The sequence below is a fragment of the Halioglobus maricola genome (assembly GCF_009388985.1).
In the GTDB taxonomy this organism is placed as follows: Bacteria; Pseudomonadota; Gammaproteobacteria; order Pseudomonadales; family Halieaceae; genus Halioglobus; species Halioglobus maricola.
In genome coordinates this window covers 3,397,073-3,410,698 of the sequence record NZ_CP036422.1, presented here as the reverse complement: position 1 = coordinate 3,410,698, position 13,626 = coordinate 3,397,073, and the positions used below count along the sequence as shown (strand labels likewise).

Genomic DNA, 13,626 nt, shown 5'->3' with positions numbered 1-13,626 from the left:
ACGCGGCACCGGACCCGCAGGGCAGCGACCTGATGTCGCAGCCTGTGATGGCTAGTCCTGATTCTCTCCCTTGTTGTCTCGATTATCATCGCCCTGAATCGTGTCCAGATAGTTCTTCGGTGGCGGGGTCCAGCCTCGCTCGCTGCGGGAGTGCTTGCCATCCCGGTCCTGCCCCATCGCGTGTCGTATCTTGTCTTCTAGCTTGAGGAATAGATCGCGAGTGTGTTCGGAGAACGTGTTGGCCTCATCCTCGTCGCGCCAACTCAGGTAGAGATCATCCGAGATTTCGTCTTCTGTTTCTTCGAAGGCGTATTTCAGATGCTGGGCGCGGAACGGGTGATAGTTTAGAGCCAGCAGTGCTTCCTCTCCCATCTCGAGGGCCGAGTGATAGGTTTCGCTGATCACTACGTCGGCACCATTGTGGCGCAGGGCGAAGTTCTGCATCCGGTCGTAGGCCCGGGCAAGTATCTTGACGTGGGGGTGGTGTTTCTTCACTTGCTCAACCAGCTCCAGTGCACGCTGCGGCTCGTCGATGGCCACCACCAGCAGAGAGGCTTTCTCAATACCTGCCGCATGCAGCAGGTCGGTGCGTGTGGCGTCCCCGTAGTAACTCTTGATGTTGATCTTGCGCATTTCCTCAATCTGACTGGCTTTGTGGTCCAGCACGACGGTTTCGATGCCGTTCGCCACCAGCATACGGTTGACAATCTGGCCAAAGCGGCCAGTGCCCGCGATGATGACCGGGCCGTACTCGCAGATTTTGTCTGGTTCCCGCTCACCCTCGGTCTCTTTGTAGCGAGGCGTGATCACTCTGTCGAAGAAAATGAACAGGGCCGGTGTCAGGAACATGGAAAGTGCGACCACCAGCGACAGCACTTGCGCGATCTCGGCCGGCAGCACCGCATGCTGCTGGGTATAGCTGAGCAGTACGAAACCGAACTCCCCGGCCTGCGCGAGGCTCAGGCACAGCAGCCAGCGGGCCGAAGAGCGGATCTTGAAAATGATCGCGATAATCAGTAACACCAGCCCTTTGACCGCCATCAAGCCCAGCGTGGCGGCGATAACGATGAGCAGATTGCTCTGCAGCGCGGCGAAGTTAATGCCGGCGCCGACAGTGATGAAGAACAATCCCAGCAGCAAGCCTTTGAAGGGCTCTATATCGCTTTCCAACTCATGCCTGAACTCACTGTTGGCGAGAACAACACCCGCCAGAAATGTGCCCAGAGCGGGGGAGAGCCCCACCAGGCTCATGAGGGCGGCGATTCCCACGACCAGCATGAGTGCAGTGGCGGTAAATATTTCCGGTAGGCCGGAGCTGGCAACGTAATGGAACAATGGTCGGCTGAGTACTCTGCCGGCAACGATCAGGCCGACGACTGAAGCGATAACCACCAGTGCGTGCGCCCATGGCGGCATGTGTGCAACCAGGCTGAGTTCTACATGGTGTTCGCCGCCGCCGTGTTGGGCTGCGATCTCTACCAGTTCCGGAATAGCCAGTAGCGGGAGCATGGCCAGCATCGGGATGACGGCAATGTCCTGGAACAGCAAGACCGAGAAGGCGCTGCGGCCGCCTTCGGTATTGGTGAGGCCTTTTTCGCTGAAGGTCTGCAGCACAATCGCAGTGGAAGACAGGGAAAGCACCAGGCCAATGGTGAGGGCGATCGACCAGTCCAGACCGATGAGGAGGCAGATAGCGGTGACTGCTCCTACCGTGAGGCTCAATTGCAGGCCGCCCAATCCCAGCAACTTGTTGCGCATCTCCCACAGAGATCTTGGGTCCAGTTCCATGCCTACCAGGAACAGCATCATCACCACGCCAAATTCAGCGAAGTGTTGGATGGTCACGGTTTCTTGACCGACCAGACCGGTCACAGGGCCGATAATAACGCCGGCAATGAGGTATCCGAGCACCGATCCCAGCCCCAGGCGCTTGGCCAGAGGCACGGCAATAATAGCGGCGATCAGGTAGATGAAGCCCTGCAGGAAATACGCGGTCATGCGGTACTCCCCGCGATTGCTGCGAGCTCATCGTTGAGTGTATTGCTGCCGGCGGCCCGCTTCAGGTTGAGGGTGTTGGCGGCCAGGGCATCGAGCAGTCGCTGCCAACCGGCAATGTGTTCGCTGACGCGACCTTCCTCCACCGCAGTGCGGGCGCCGAACAGGACGTAGGGTGGAAGGTAGTGCATCCCTGTCAGGCCCGCTGTGTTTTCCAGCGGTACCAGCAATTCGCGGACCTCGAAGTGGTTGAAACCCTCGCGGTGGTAAGCGTTCTCAGTGCCCCCGGCGGTGATCGCACAGAGGAAGGTCTTGCCGTGCAGTTCCCTGCCCTCGGCGCCGTAGGCGAACCCGTATTCCAGCACCAGGTCCTGCCACTCCTTGAGAATGGCGGGCGTGGAGTACCAGTACAGGGGGAACATGAACACGATGACGTCATGTTCTCGCAGCTGCTGCTGTTCGCGATCTATGTCGATGCGCAGGTCTGGATACTCACGATACAAGTCGACGAACGTCACGGCAGAGTGCTCTGTGGAAGTCTCTGCCAGCGGAACGTTGACTTCTGATCTGTCCGGCGATGGGTGGGCGAATAAGATGAGGATGCGTTTGCCGCGGTCCGTCATGGCGGTATGGGTCTCCCGTCAGTGATAGCCAGAAAGATAGCGCAAATCCGCGTGCCGTGCGCTCCTGCTTTAGGACGCGGGTTCAGAGGGGGAAAATTTTACCTGCCAGGCAAGCTTCTTCGGTGGACTCTCCAAATCTCTTGATCTGTTTTTGTTGTTTCTTGGATGTGCTGTTGAGCTCCACGGCCCAGGCTTCCTGGACCAGGGCCTGGGCGGCGGTCTGCTCGGCTTCTGTATCGAATTTATAGAGCGCACTCCGCATCTGGCTCTCCATGGATTGGCCCATCTGGCGGATGAACATGAGTTGCTGCGAGTATTCGGCTATACCGGCGCAGTAGTCCGCGCGATCATCTGCCATCGCTCCGACAGGTGCGCATACCGAGATGGCAAGAAATACAATGGGGAAATATTTCATTTTTCCTCCAACGTTATTATTTTTTATTGCACTTCGAATATTCCACACAGGGGCCATGGATGCCATCCTGTATGCGGTTTTTGGCGATATTTTTTCGTGACTTTGTTAACAATATCGGCAAATTTGCCGGCTATGGCGCTAATTCGGGAAAATTTTGTTCTTCAGGCAATCTTCCTCAACATTCTCGCGGAAACGGTTGGTTTTGATCTGCTGGCGCCGCTCGGTGCTCGCTTGCTTGCCTTTCCAGGCTTCGTCGATTAACTCGGCCGCCGCGGCTTGCTCAGATTCCTGAGTAAAGTAGAGCGCCAGGCTTTGCAGCTGGCTTTCCTTGGGTTGGCCAGCCTGTCGGGCCAGCATGATACGCTCTGCATAACTGGATATGCTGGTGCAGTAATCAGCGCGTGAAGTGGTGGTGGTCTGAGCATTGGCAAAGAGTGCAAAAGCTACCAGTAAAACTGGGGAATACCTCATAATTTCCTCCGAAATACGGTCGCGTGCAATATCCCACAATCGACCCCTGTGCGCCATGAGACAGTTCCTACTTGTGACTATTCACAGCGGGATGGTGGTCAAAGTGCCAAATTCAGTTAAAATCCGCGCTTTTCCCCCCGGATAACTTCATGTCAGACCTCGGCACAGATATCGCCGCGCGCCGTACCTTCGCGATCATCTCGCACCCGGACGCCGGTAAAACAACGATCACGGAGAAGCTCCTGCTATGGGGCAGTGCTATTCAAGTGGCGGGTACCGTAAAGGGTAAGAAGGGCCCTCATGCTACTTCGGACTGGATGAGCATGGAGCAGGAGCGGGGCATTTCTGTCACTTCGTCAGTGATGCAGTTTCCCTATGATGAGCGCACCGTAAACCTGCTGGATACACCTGGGCACGAGGATTTCTCAGAGGATACCTACCGTACGCTAACGGCCGTAGACTCGGCGTTGATGGTGATTGACGGCGCCAAGGGTGTAGAAGATCGGACCATCAAGCTGATGAAAGTGTGCCGCCTCCGAGACACGCCTATTTTCAGTTTCGTCAACAAGATGGACAGGGATATTCGTGACCCGATTGAACTGCTCGATGAGATCGAAGAAGTGCTGGATATCCAGGGCGCGCCAATCAACTGGCCCATTGGTATGGGCAAGTTTTTTAAGGGCGTGTACAACCTGTATACGGATACCATCCACTGTTTCCAGCTGGGCCAGGGCGCTGTGCTGCACGACGACGTGCGCATCGACGGTCTCGACAGTGACGAAGCGCGCGCGTTGCTGGACGACGAGTACGATGACTTTGTCGAGGAAGTTGAGTTGGTGCGTGGCGCGAGCCATCAATTCGATCTCGACGCCTTCCTTGCGGGGAAATTGAGCCCGGTATTCTTTGGTACCGCTTTGGGTAACTTCGGCGTCCGCGAGCTGCTCAATGACTTTGTACAGTGGGCACCCGCGCCGCTGGGACGGGACACCGTCACTCGCAATGTACCGGCGACGGAAGAGAAGTTCTCAGGGTTCGTTTTCAAGATTCAGGCCAATATGGACCCGCGTCACCGCGATCGCATTGCGTTTATGCGCGTGTGTTCGGGCAAGTACAGCAAGGGCATGAAAATGCGCCATGTGCGTGTCGGTAAAGATGTGAAGATTGCCGACGCAGTCACATTCAAGGCGGGCGAGCGGGTATTGGTTGAAGAAGCGGTATCCGGAGACATTATTGGTCTGCACAACCACGGCACCATCCAGATTGGCGATACGTTTACCGCCGGTGAGGACCTTCAATATACAGGTATCCCGCACTTTGCACCGGAGTTGTTCCGCCGCATACGCCTGGCTGATCCGATGAAGTCCAAGCAACTGCAGAAAGGACTACAGCAATTGTCGGAGGAGGGTTCGACCCAGGTGTTTGCCCCTATCAATAGCACCGATCTGATCGTGGGAGCGGTTGGCCAACTGCAGTTCGACGTGGTCGCGTACCGACTCAAGGACGAGTACAAAGTTGAAGCGATCTACGAGCCGGTGAACGTGTATACGGCGCGCTGGATTAGCTGTGATGATCCGCGCAAGCTGGAAGAGTTCCGCAAGAAAGCCTCGGAGCATCTGTCGGTTGATGGTGGCGGGCATCTCACTTATCTCGCACCTACCCGGGTCAATCTCTCCCTGATGGAAGAGCGCTGGCCGGACCTGGAGTTTCGCGCAACGCGCGAGCACTAATCTTGAGACTGTCGGCGTGGCCTGGGCCGCGTTGACCAGTCTACGCTTCCCACTTCCCCGGCACTTTGGCGGTGATTACCGCCCGGCGTGGCGCCGGATACCCTTCAATGGATTTACTCGCATCGTCCGGATCGAGGAAGTTCGCCAGCGAGTGAAATGTCATCCATTCAGTGCTGCGCTGCTCTTCTGTGCTGGTGTCACTAACATCGATAACCCGGGGAGCCTCCAGGCCGACCTTCTTCATCCAGCCCAGCAAGGTGTCGCAACTGGGCAGGAACCACACATTGCCCATGCGCGCGTACCGGCCTTGGGGCACCAACACTTCGCCCGGGCCACCCTCGATGACCAGTGTCTCCAGTACCAACTCTCCGCCGGGGCGCAGGCAATCGCGCAATTCCATCAGATGGTCCATTGGCGAACGCCGATGATAGAGCACACCCATTGAAAACACGGTGTCAAACGCCTTGAGCTTGGGCGGAACGTCTTCAATGCCCGCCGGTATTATCCACACGTGATCCTGCTGCAGGTATTTCTGCAGGGCCCAGAACTGGACAACGAACAGCGGCGTGGGGTCTATCCCGATGATTTCGCGCGCACCTTCGCCCGCCATGCGCCAGCAGTGATAGCCACTGCCGCAGCCGACGTCCAGCACGCGGCGTCCTTCGAGATCTGCGATCCCGTCGCGCAGTCGGTCCCATTTCCAGTCAGAGCGCCACTCGGTGTCGATATGCACGTCGAAGAGTTCGAACGGCCCTTTGCGCCACGGATGCAGTCCCATCAGTGTTTGCTTCAGGTCTGCGTGCGCGGCAGCGTTCAGGGGTGCCAAACCACGCGCGCCGACACGAGACTGATCCAGAATACGCTCACTCACTTCCAGTGAAGGCAGGCTGTCCAGTACCGTCAGCCAGCGGGCCAGATCGCCGTAGCGCTGCTGCGACAGGCCTTTTTCCAGCTGGCTGGGTAACCGTTCGGCCCAGGCCTGCATCTCGCTGTCCTGCCAGCGCTCCAGCAAGGGTTGGTAATTCATGTCTTCAGCGCAACCAGCGAGGCGAAGTTGAAACACTGGAACCAGACGTCGCAGGAACTGAAGCCGGCGTCGCCGATGCGCTGTTTATGCGTGGCCAGTGTTTCCGGTAAAAGTACGTTTTCCAGCGCTGCGCGTTTGCCCGCAATCTCCATGTCGCTGTATCCGTTGGCCCGCTTGAATTCGTGATGCAGTGCGATGTTCAGTTCGTCCAGATGCGGGTCTTCGAACGTGACCTTCTCGGATAGCACCATGACGCCGCCGGGGCGGAGCCCCTCGTAAATGCGTTGAATCACGGCATCGCGTTCAGCAACGGGTACGAACTGTAGGGTGAAGTTCAGTACCACCACTGAGGCATCCTCGATAGCAATATCCTGCAGCCTGGCGCAGACCAGGTCGACGCGGGTCTCATGAGTGTCGGTATCGATGATGCTGCGGCAGCGCTCAAGCATTGCAGCGGAGTTGTCCACTCCTACCAGGCGGCAGTCGGAGACTTGCAGGTTCTGGCGCATCGCCAGGGTAGAAGCTCCGAGGGAGCAGCCCAGGTCGTACAGGCGTGACCCTGCACTGGCGTAGCGCTGGGCGAGCAGGCCGGTCATGGCGACTATTGTGGTGTAGCCCGGAACAGATCGTTTGATCATGTCTGGAAACACTTTCGCCACATTGTCGTCAAAGCGGAACAGGCCCGCTTCCCGCAGTGGGTCGGCGCTAGCGTAGATATTGTCTCTCGCGTCAGTCACAGGCTTCCTGTCTGGCTGTGTGGGTGCTGCTCGAAAGGGCGGGATTCTAGCATAGTTATTTAAACCGGCGATCCCGGGTTGCCCTGTCCTATGGGCCGTGAAGGGGCCACAATGGTTGCATAATAATTGCTCGCAGGAATTTGAGAATGGCCGATTTTCCGCTGCATTTTTCTCCGGACCTCACCCCGCCAAAGTTGCGTCATACTGCTTCGGAGCTGGGCCGGGTGCTGCTTGAGGCGGGCTCGAGCTTGTGCCTGTCCCCGCTGTTGCGCTCCCTGCCCAGGGGCGATGGGCATACGGTAATGACCATTCCGGGTTTTATGGGCTCAGATGGTTCTACATCCATGTTGCGGCGTTTCCTCAACGGCCGTGGTTACAATGCCATTTCCTGGGGTATGGGGCGGAATGCCTCTGAAGCGAGCGCCGATACGCTGGAAGATTTCATGGAGCATCGAGCCCATATCGAGGGCGAAATTGCACATCGGCTGGGCCGCGAATTTCAATCAAGCGGGCGCAAGATAACCCTGATCGGCTGGAGCCTGGGTGGCCTGTATGCGGTGGCTCTGGCCCACCGTTTTCCTGAGTGGATTCGCCAGGTGATTACGCTGGGTACGCCCTATGGTGATCCCAGGGGCACAGCCATTTACAGCGTGATGAGCAGGATGAATGGCAGCGAGGGCGATGTCTCAGAAGAATCGCTGCAGAACTGGGTGAATTACACCTACAGCGGCGGTGAGCTCCGCGTGCCGGTGCTGGCGCTATACAGTGAGTCCGATGGCGTTGTCGGTACCGGTATTGCGCGCTGCGAGGCCGACCCCAACTACGTGACCAATCTCGCTGTGGCAGCAAGCCATGTCGGATTTCCCTTCAACCCGATAGTGTTTGCGGTTATCGCTAATCACATGGTGGCAAAAAATCGGCGCTGGCGGTTCTGTGGCGATGCAAGGTTGGCGCCGCTGGTGCGGCAGGCTTAGATGTTGACGGCGATTACTTGTGGGCGTGATTTGAACGCGACAGAGGTGTCGCGCTCGCTATGCCGGGGTCGGCAATGGGGTCCGCGCTAGCGGCAGCGCCTAGTTTGCGCTGCGAATCAGCTGGGACTCTTCCAGGTTGAGCTGGCCCTGGACTCGCGCTCGCGGATTAAAACCTGCGAAGCGGGTCGCGTTTACGGCGCTCTTATGTGGCTGGCTGCGACGGTTGAATTTGATCGCTGCCATAAATTCAACCAGGCTAACTTTGCCGTCGTCAATTCTCTTCATTTTGCACTCTTCGAGTCGAAAGCTGTTTATTGGTCTTTCTACGACTTCAGTGTATGCCAGTTGTTCCCCCTGTTTGGTGTAAAAAATACGGTGAAATTGTGTGAAAAATGTCCTGCGGCGCTATAATCTCTCGCCCTGATATTTCACCCAGATTGCCCTATGAAGCCAGACAATTATCCCGTCGAACCCGCCCACCTGTGGGAGCATTTTTACCAGTTCAGCCAGATTCCGCGTCCCTCGAAGAAAGAAGAGGCAGTGCGCCAGTACGTGGTTGATCTGGCAGAGCAGGGGGGGCATCCATGGAAGTTGGATGAGGCCGGCAACCTGGTGATCTCCGTCGCCGCGAGTAGCGGCCGCGAGGATCGTCCTACAGTCATTATTCAGAACCACCTGGACATGGTGACGGTTAAGACGGCCGACAAGGATCATGATTTCGAGAGCGACCCGCTGGTTCTTGAGGTTAATGACGGCTGGCTCTGCGCAGATCGCACGACACTGGGCGCCGATAATGGTCTGGGTGCAGCAGCAGCAGTGGCAGTCATGACCGACAACAGCGTTGAACATCCACCGTTGGAATTGTTGTTCACCGTAGATGAGGAGACGGGGCTGGGCGGCGCGCTCAATCTCGATGCCTCTTTGCTCAGCGGCACCCTGATGCTGAACCTGGATACTGAGGACTGGAACGAGTTGTACGTGGGCTGCGCCGGTGGCGGCGGCTGGCAATTCGCCCGCACTTTTTCCACCGAGCCAGCACTGGAGGGCAGCGAGTGCTGGCGCCTCAGCTTGCGTGGGCTGGCGGGAGGGCACTCTGGCGTCCAGATACACGAACAGTTGGCAAACGCCGTCAAACTGCTTGCTGAATGCCTGCGAGAGGTTCCCGGCCTGCGTATTGGCGCCATCGATATTGGTGTGGCGCACAATGTGATTCCTCGGGAAGGCAATGTCGAATTTCTGTGCCCGGCGGGGCAACAGAAGCTGTTACAGGACAAATTGAATACCTGCATAAGCCGTTGGAAAAGTTACCTGCCCGAGGCGGATCTCGGTGTGGAGGCGCAGTTGGAATCAGCGGCCGCGAAGCCGGCGCTGGATGAAGTGGATTCATTGCAGCTGCTCGACTTGATCAGTGCCTGGCCGCACGGGGCTCAGTCTTACAGCCTGGCCCAACCAGCCGATCTGGTTGACTTGAGTATTAATCTTGCGGTTCTGCGTCTGGCCGATGGCGAACTATTTCTCGAATCCAGTTACCGCTTTTTCAATGACGAACAGTCGCTGCCCTTGCAGCAGTCAGTACTGGCCCTGGCGCGTGCCTTCGATCTGGAAGTGACTCCGGATGTGGGATACCCCGGCTGGCAACCTGACTTTGAATCACCGCTGTTGGCACAGGGCATTGCCCTGCATCAGAAGCTCTTTGATTTCAAACCGGAAGTTAAAGCCATTCACGCCGGCCTTGAGTGTGGCATCCTCAAAGGCAAGAAGCCCGATGTTGATATCCTCTCCTTCGGGCCCACGATTCGCGGTGCCCATTCACCTAGCGAACGGCTCGAGATCGCTACCGTTACTCCATTCTGGCAGTACCTGAAAGGCCTGCTGGCTGATATTTGATTACAAGGAATACCCCTATGTTGGACAAACTTGAACGTCTTCCCGCTGATCCTATTCTCGGCCTGGCCGCTGCAGCACGTGCCGATACCCACCCGAGCAAAGTGGATCTTACTGTGGGTATTTATATGGACGAGCAAGGCGTGTGCCCCGTGTTTGAAGCCGTGAAGAAAGCACAGGCCGTGCTGGCGGAGGAGGAAATCACCAAGGCCTACATGCCGCCTGCGGGCGACGCCGATTTTAACAACGGCATGCAGCGCCTGTTGTTCGGGGCGGCTCATCCGGCATTGGCTGGTGGTCGTGTCAGCAGCGTGCAGGCCCCTGGTGGCTGTGGCGCCCTGCGCATTGGTGCGGAGATCGTGAATGCGGCCAACCCCGGTGCCAGGGTCTGGGTCAGCGATCCGACCTGGCCTGTGCACATTCCCCTTTTGGGCAGCGTCGGTCTGGAATTCAAGAGCTATCGCTACTACGACCCCGAGACCCACGGCGTCAATTTCGACGCCATGGTGGAAGACCTCAAGAACGCCACTGCCGATGACGTAGTGCTTTTTCACGGCTGTTGTCATAACCCATGCGGCGCCGACCTCACGCTCGAGCAGTGGGGTGTGATAGCCGACATGGCAGAACAGCAAGGTTTCCTGCCCTTTGTCGATATCGCCTACCAGGGCCTGGGAGATGGCCTGGATCAGGATGCTGCTGGCCTGCGCCTGCTGGCGGAGCGTGTGCCCGAGATGATTGTCGCGGCATCCTGCTCCAAGAATATGGGCCTGTACCGGGAGCGAACCGGGGCTACCGTGTTTGTGGCTAAAAATCAGGACAGTGCCGAGGCGCTTGTCAGTCAGGCGTTGGTTGCCGCCCGACGTGTGTACTCGATGCCACCATCCCATGGCGCATTGATTGCCGGCCGCATTCTGTCGGACGAAAGTCTCGATAAGTTGTGGCGCACGGAACTGGTAGAGATGTGCGGGCGTATTAACGGCTTGCGCAAAGCTATTCGCGAGAAGTTGGAAGTTTCGACGGGCCGTGACTTTGCTTTTATCGAGAAAGAGAAAGGCATGTTTTCATTCCTAGGCCTCTCGGCGGAGCAGGCTGTTCGCCTGCGTGAGGAATACTCGGTGTATTTACTGAATTCATCGAGAATCAATATCGCCGGTGTAAACGACAATAATATCGATCACTTCGCGACGTCGGTCGCTGCTGTTCTTTGATTGTTCAGTCCTAGCCTGAATTTAGATGAGCTATTCTGGCGAGCTAAGCTTGATCGGTCTTGCGGCCAGCAGCTTTGTGGCCACCAATACAGATAATCTGCTGCTGCTGGTTCTGCTGCAGGGGGCCTTTCCCCGCAAAAAGTTCGCGGTGCTGCTGGGTTTTTTAAGCGCCGTACTGTTGGTGGTTCTTGTCTCACTGCTGGGTATTGCCGTTGGTAGAGTTCTTGACGCCGGGCTGGTCGGGTACTTTGGTCTTGTGCCGATAGGGCTTGGACTTCATATGCTCTATTCGGGCAGCAAAAGACCATCGGTTGAGGGAGCGGAGTCCGGCGAAGCGATGATCGCACCGGGTGCCGGTCCTCTGATTGCGACGCTAGTGCTGATGCTTGCAAACAGCACGGACAGTCTACTGGTGTTAATGCCGCTGTTAGCTGATACCAATCCAGCTGGTGAATTGACCCTGATTACCAGTTATCTGTTGTGTGCTGTGCTTTGGTCTGGACTGGCCTGGAAAATTGGCCAGCAGCGCTCTCTCGCGGTGACGGTGGAGCGCTGGGGTGTGAAGGTCGTGCCGTGGATCGTCATTGCGGTCGGGCTCTATATTTTCCTCGACACTGCGACCGACGGCCTGTGAAACCGCATAGTTAGCGGCGCTCAGTCCTCCAGCTCGGCCCAGCGTTCCATTGCCTGGTCAAGCTCTCCCTGCACAGCGGCGAGTGCATCCAAAACTTCCTGCACCGCAGTATGATCCCGCTGATAGAAATCCGCAGCTGCAGTTTGCTCTTCAAGTCCGGCCTGTCTGGTTTCAAGCTCATCAATCAGTTCCGGTAGTGCATCGAGCTCACGCTGGTCTTTGTAGGACAGTTTGCGCTTGACTGGCGCGGGCTCTGTCGCGGCAGCGGGAGCCGTCTGGGGTTTTTCAGTGGGCGCCGCAGCGCTTGCCGCCTGCTGCCCCATTTCGCGCAGCTTGCCGCCGCGGGCTTCCCAGTCGCTGTAGCCGCCTGCCTGTTCGTTCACCACGCCGTCGCCTTCGAGCACAAACAGGCTGGTGACCACGTTGTCCATGAATTCGCGGTCGTGGCTCACCAGAAGTACGGTGCCTTCAAACTTAAGCAGAATTTCTTCCAACAGTTCCAGGGTTTCGATATCGAGGTCGTTGGTGGGCTCGTCGAGCACCAGCATGTTGGCGGGCTTGCTGAACAGGCGTGCCAGTACGGCGCGGTTCTGTTCGCCGCCCGACAGGGCTTTTACCGGGGTGCGTACTCGGTCAGGTGAGAACAGGAAGTCGCCGAGATAGGAAATGGCGTGTTTACGCTTGCCGTCTATCTCAATGAAATCACGTCCACCGCAGACGTTGTCGATCAGGTCTTTCTCTGGATCCAGGTGACCTCTAAGCTGGTCGGAGTAGGCAATTTCCAACTTGGTGCCCAGTTTTACGTCGCCCTGGTCTGGCAGTAGTTCCCCCAGCAGAATCTTCACCAGGGTGGATTTACCGGCGCCATTGGGGCCTACGATGCCAATGCGATCGCCCCGCTGGAGGACTGTACTGAAGTCGTGGAGCAAGGTCTTGGAGCCATAGGCGTGGCCCACATGCTGCAGCTCCGCCACTATCTTTCCAGAGCGGCTTGCGTCTTCGACGCTGAAACCGGCAGCGCCCTGGCGCTCACGGCGCTGGGCGCGCTCGTTGCGCATTTCCTTGAGGGCACGCACCCGGCCTTCGTTGCGTGTGCGGCGGGCCTTGATGCCCTGGCGAATCCAGACTTCTTCCTGGGCCAGCTTCTTGTCGAATAACTCATTGGCGCGTTCCTCTGCGGCGAGTTCATGCTCTCGATGGCGCAGAAAGCCGCGATAATCACCGCGCCAAACGCTGAGGTGTCCGCGATCCAGTTCGGCGATGCAGTTCACCACGTTCTGCAGGAAGCGGCGGTCGTGGGTAATCAGGATCAGGCTGCCGCGGTAGTTGCGCAGCTGTTCTTCCAGCCAGGCGATGGCGGGAATATCGAGGTGGTTGGTGGGCTCGTCCAGCAGCAGGATGTCCGGCTCACATACCAGCGCCTGGGCCAGGGCGACGCGTCGACGCCAGCCGCCGGAGAGTTCGCCCATTGTGGCATCGGCAGGCAGTTGCAACTGGGTAATGGTGGTTTCGATCTTCTGTTGCAGGCTCCAGCCGTCTTTGGCTTCCAGTTTGTCCTGAACGCGTGCCAGGGTCTCCATATCGCCTTCCAGTACGGCGTGGTGGTAACTGGCGATCAGCTCGCCGACCTCGGCCAGGCCCGCCGCGACGACGTCGTAGACCGTGAGATCGTCAGCCGCAGGCAGTTCCTGGTGCAGTCGAGCCATCTTGGTGCCGGGCCGCAGCCAGCGCTCACCTGAGTCCAGTGGTTGTTCGCCCGCCAGAACTTTGAGCAGGGTGGTTTTTCCGGCGCCATTGCGCCCGAGCAGGCCCAGTTTGTCGCCGGCGTCGATGGACAGTTCCACCTCGTCCAGCAGAACGTGGGTGCCGTAGTGCAGGCTGGCTTTTGAGAGTGTGAGTTGTGGCATGTGAGAATCCGCGTCGAGAGGACG

13 protein-coding genes are annotated in these 13,626 nt (G+C 57.7%); 5 read left to right on the top strand and 8 right to left on the bottom strand.

Features of this window, described 5'->3' with window-relative positions:
• Positions 1 to 51: 51 nt before the first annotated feature.
• The 4 genes from EY643_RS15400 to EY643_RS15385 all read right to left on the bottom strand — a co-directional run bounded on the left by EY643_RS15400 (position 52) and on the right by EY643_RS15385 (position 3,504).
• The gene (locus tag EY643_RS15400) at positions 52 to 1,998 is read right to left on the bottom strand and encodes a monovalent cation:proton antiporter-2 (CPA2) family protein (RefSeq protein ID WP_153240065.1); all 1,947 of its coding nucleotides are present in this window, start codon (positions 1,996 to 1,998) and stop codon (positions 52 to 54) included.
• Positions 1,995 to 2,618: an NAD(P)H-dependent oxidoreductase gene (locus tag EY643_RS15395; RefSeq protein ID WP_153240064.1), complete on the bottom strand. Its 624-nt coding sequence runs from the start codon at positions 2,616 to 2,618 to the stop codon at positions 1,995 to 1,997. Before EY643_RS15395 ends, EY643_RS15400 begins: the two co-directional genes overlap by 4 nt.
• A gap of 82 nt (positions 2,619 to 2,700) precedes the next feature.
• Positions 2,701 to 3,033 carry a hypothetical protein gene (locus EY643_RS15390; RefSeq protein ID WP_153240063.1) on the bottom strand — a complete coding sequence of 111 codons (333 nt, stop codon included), beginning with the start codon at positions 3,031 to 3,033 and terminating at the stop codon, positions 2,701 to 2,703.
• Positions 3,034 to 3,171: 138 nt separating this feature from the next.
• Positions 3,172 to 3,504 (bottom strand): hypothetical protein, encoded by a 333-nt coding sequence (locus EY643_RS15385; RefSeq protein WP_153240062.1) that lies wholly within the window; start codon positions 3,502 to 3,504, stop codon positions 3,172 to 3,174.
• A 149-nt stretch (positions 3,505 to 3,653) separates the two neighbouring features.
• Here EY643_RS15385 and EY643_RS15380 point away from each other — a divergent pair, with 149 nt between their 5' ends.
• Positions 3,654 to 5,231 carry a peptide chain release factor 3 gene (locus EY643_RS15380; protein WP_153240061.1) on the top strand — a complete coding sequence of 526 codons (1,578 nt, stop codon included), beginning with the start codon at positions 3,654 to 3,656 and terminating at the stop codon, positions 5,229 to 5,231.
• A 40-nt stretch (positions 5,232 to 5,271) separates the two neighbouring features.
• On the opposite strand, the gene cmoB is transcribed toward EY643_RS15380, so the two are convergent.
• Both cmoB and cmoA read right to left on the bottom strand, forming a co-directional pair.
• Positions 5,272 to 6,258 carry a tRNA 5-methoxyuridine(34)/uridine 5-oxyacetic acid(34) synthase CmoB gene (gene cmoB, locus EY643_RS15375; RefSeq protein ID WP_153240060.1) on the bottom strand — a complete coding sequence of 329 codons (987 nt, stop codon included), beginning with the start codon at positions 6,256 to 6,258 and terminating at the stop codon, positions 5,272 to 5,274.
• A complete protein-coding gene (cmoA, locus tag EY643_RS15370) occupies positions 6,255 to 6,995 on the bottom strand; it encodes a carboxy-S-adenosyl-L-methionine synthase CmoA (protein WP_153240059.1) in 741 nt (246 codons plus the stop codon). The genes cmoB and cmoA overlap by 4 nt, the downstream gene beginning before the upstream one ends.
• Before the next feature lie 146 nt (positions 6,996 to 7,141).
• On the opposite strand from cmoA, the gene EY643_RS15365 reads away from it, so the two are divergent.
• Positions 7,142 to 7,969, top strand: a complete 828-nt coding sequence (locus tag EY643_RS15365; protein ID WP_153240058.1) for an alpha/beta hydrolase — start codon at positions 7,142 to 7,144, stop codon at positions 7,967 to 7,969.
• A gap of 99 nt (positions 7,970 to 8,068) precedes the next feature.
• Here EY643_RS15365 and EY643_RS15360 read toward each other — a convergent pair whose 3' ends face one another.
• Positions 8,069 to 8,254, bottom strand: coding sequence for a hypothetical protein (locus tag EY643_RS15360; RefSeq protein WP_153240057.1), 186 nt, complete (start codon positions 8,252 to 8,254; stop codon positions 8,069 to 8,071).
• A 159-nt stretch (positions 8,255 to 8,413) separates the two neighbouring features.
• Here EY643_RS15360 and pepD point away from each other — a divergent pair, with 159 nt between their 5' ends.
• Genes pepD through EY643_RS15345 form a run of 3 tightly spaced genes read left to right on the top strand, consistent with a single transcriptional unit; the run spans position 8,414 to position 11,695 of the window.
• Positions 8,414 to 9,856, top strand: a complete 1,443-nt coding sequence (gene pepD, locus EY643_RS15355; RefSeq protein ID WP_153240056.1) for a beta-Ala-His dipeptidase — start codon at positions 8,414 to 8,416, stop codon at positions 9,854 to 9,856.
• Positions 9,857 to 9,873: 17 nt separating this feature from the next.
• Positions 9,874 to 11,061 (top strand): amino acid aminotransferase, encoded by a 1,188-nt coding sequence (locus tag EY643_RS15350; RefSeq protein WP_153240055.1) that lies wholly within the window; start codon positions 9,874 to 9,876, stop codon positions 11,059 to 11,061.
• Between the two features lie 25 nt (positions 11,062 to 11,086).
• Complete coding sequence (locus tag EY643_RS15345) at positions 11,087 to 11,695, top strand: cadmium resistance transporter (protein ID WP_153240054.1); 609 nt, start codon at positions 11,087 to 11,089, stop codon at positions 11,693 to 11,695.
• Between the two features lie 20 nt (positions 11,696 to 11,715).
• Here the strand turns inward: EY643_RS15345 and EY643_RS15340 are convergent, their stop codons facing one another.
• Positions 11,716 to 13,602: an ATP-binding cassette domain-containing protein gene (locus tag EY643_RS15340; RefSeq protein ID WP_153240053.1), complete on the bottom strand. Its 1,887-nt coding sequence runs from the start codon at positions 13,600 to 13,602 to the stop codon at positions 11,716 to 11,718.
• Between the last annotated feature and the right edge of the window lie 24 nt (positions 13,603 to 13,626).

Excerpts from the sequence above, each read along its gene's own strand:
- EY643_RS15345 (WP_153240054.1), top strand. The coding sequence starts at position 11,087 with ATGAGCTATTCTGGCGAGCTAAGCTTGATCGGTCTTGCGGCCAGCAGC.
- EY643_RS15365 (WP_153240058.1), top strand. The coding sequence starts at position 7,142 with ATGGCCGATTTTCCGCTGCATTTTTCTCCGGACCTCACCCCGCCAAAG.
- pepD (WP_153240056.1), top strand. The coding sequence starts at position 8,414 with ATGAAGCCAGACAATTATCCCGTCGAACCCGCCCACCTGTGGGAGCAT.
- EY643_RS15340 (WP_153240053.1), bottom strand. The coding sequence starts at position 13,602 with ATGCCACAACTCACACTCTCAAAAGCCAGCCTGCACTACGGCACCCAC.
- EY643_RS15380 (WP_153240061.1), top strand. The coding sequence starts at position 3,654 with ATGTCAGACCTCGGCACAGATATCGCCGCGCGCCGTACCTTCGCGATC.
- EY643_RS15400 (WP_153240065.1), bottom strand. The coding sequence starts at position 1,998 with ATGACCGCGTATTTCCTGCAGGGCTTCATCTACCTGATCGCCGCTATT.
- EY643_RS15360 (WP_153240057.1), bottom strand. The coding sequence starts at position 8,254 with ATGAAGAGAATTGACGACGGCAAAGTTAGCCTGGTTGAATTTATGGCA.
- EY643_RS15390 (WP_153240063.1), bottom strand. The coding sequence starts at position 3,033 with ATGAAATATTTCCCCATTGTATTTCTTGCCATCTCGGTATGCGCACCT.
- cmoB (WP_153240060.1), bottom strand. The coding sequence starts at position 6,258 with ATGAATTACCAACCCTTGCTGGAGCGCTGGCAGGACAGCGAGATGCAG.
- EY643_RS15395 (WP_153240064.1), bottom strand. The coding sequence starts at position 2,618 with ATGACGGACCGCGGCAAACGCATCCTCATCTTATTCGCCCACCCATCG.
- EY643_RS15385 (WP_153240062.1), bottom strand. The coding sequence starts at position 3,504 with ATGAGGTATTCCCCAGTTTTACTGGTAGCTTTTGCACTCTTTGCCAAT.
- EY643_RS15350 (WP_153240055.1), top strand. The coding sequence starts at position 9,874 with ATGTTGGACAAACTTGAACGTCTTCCCGCTGATCCTATTCTCGGCCTG.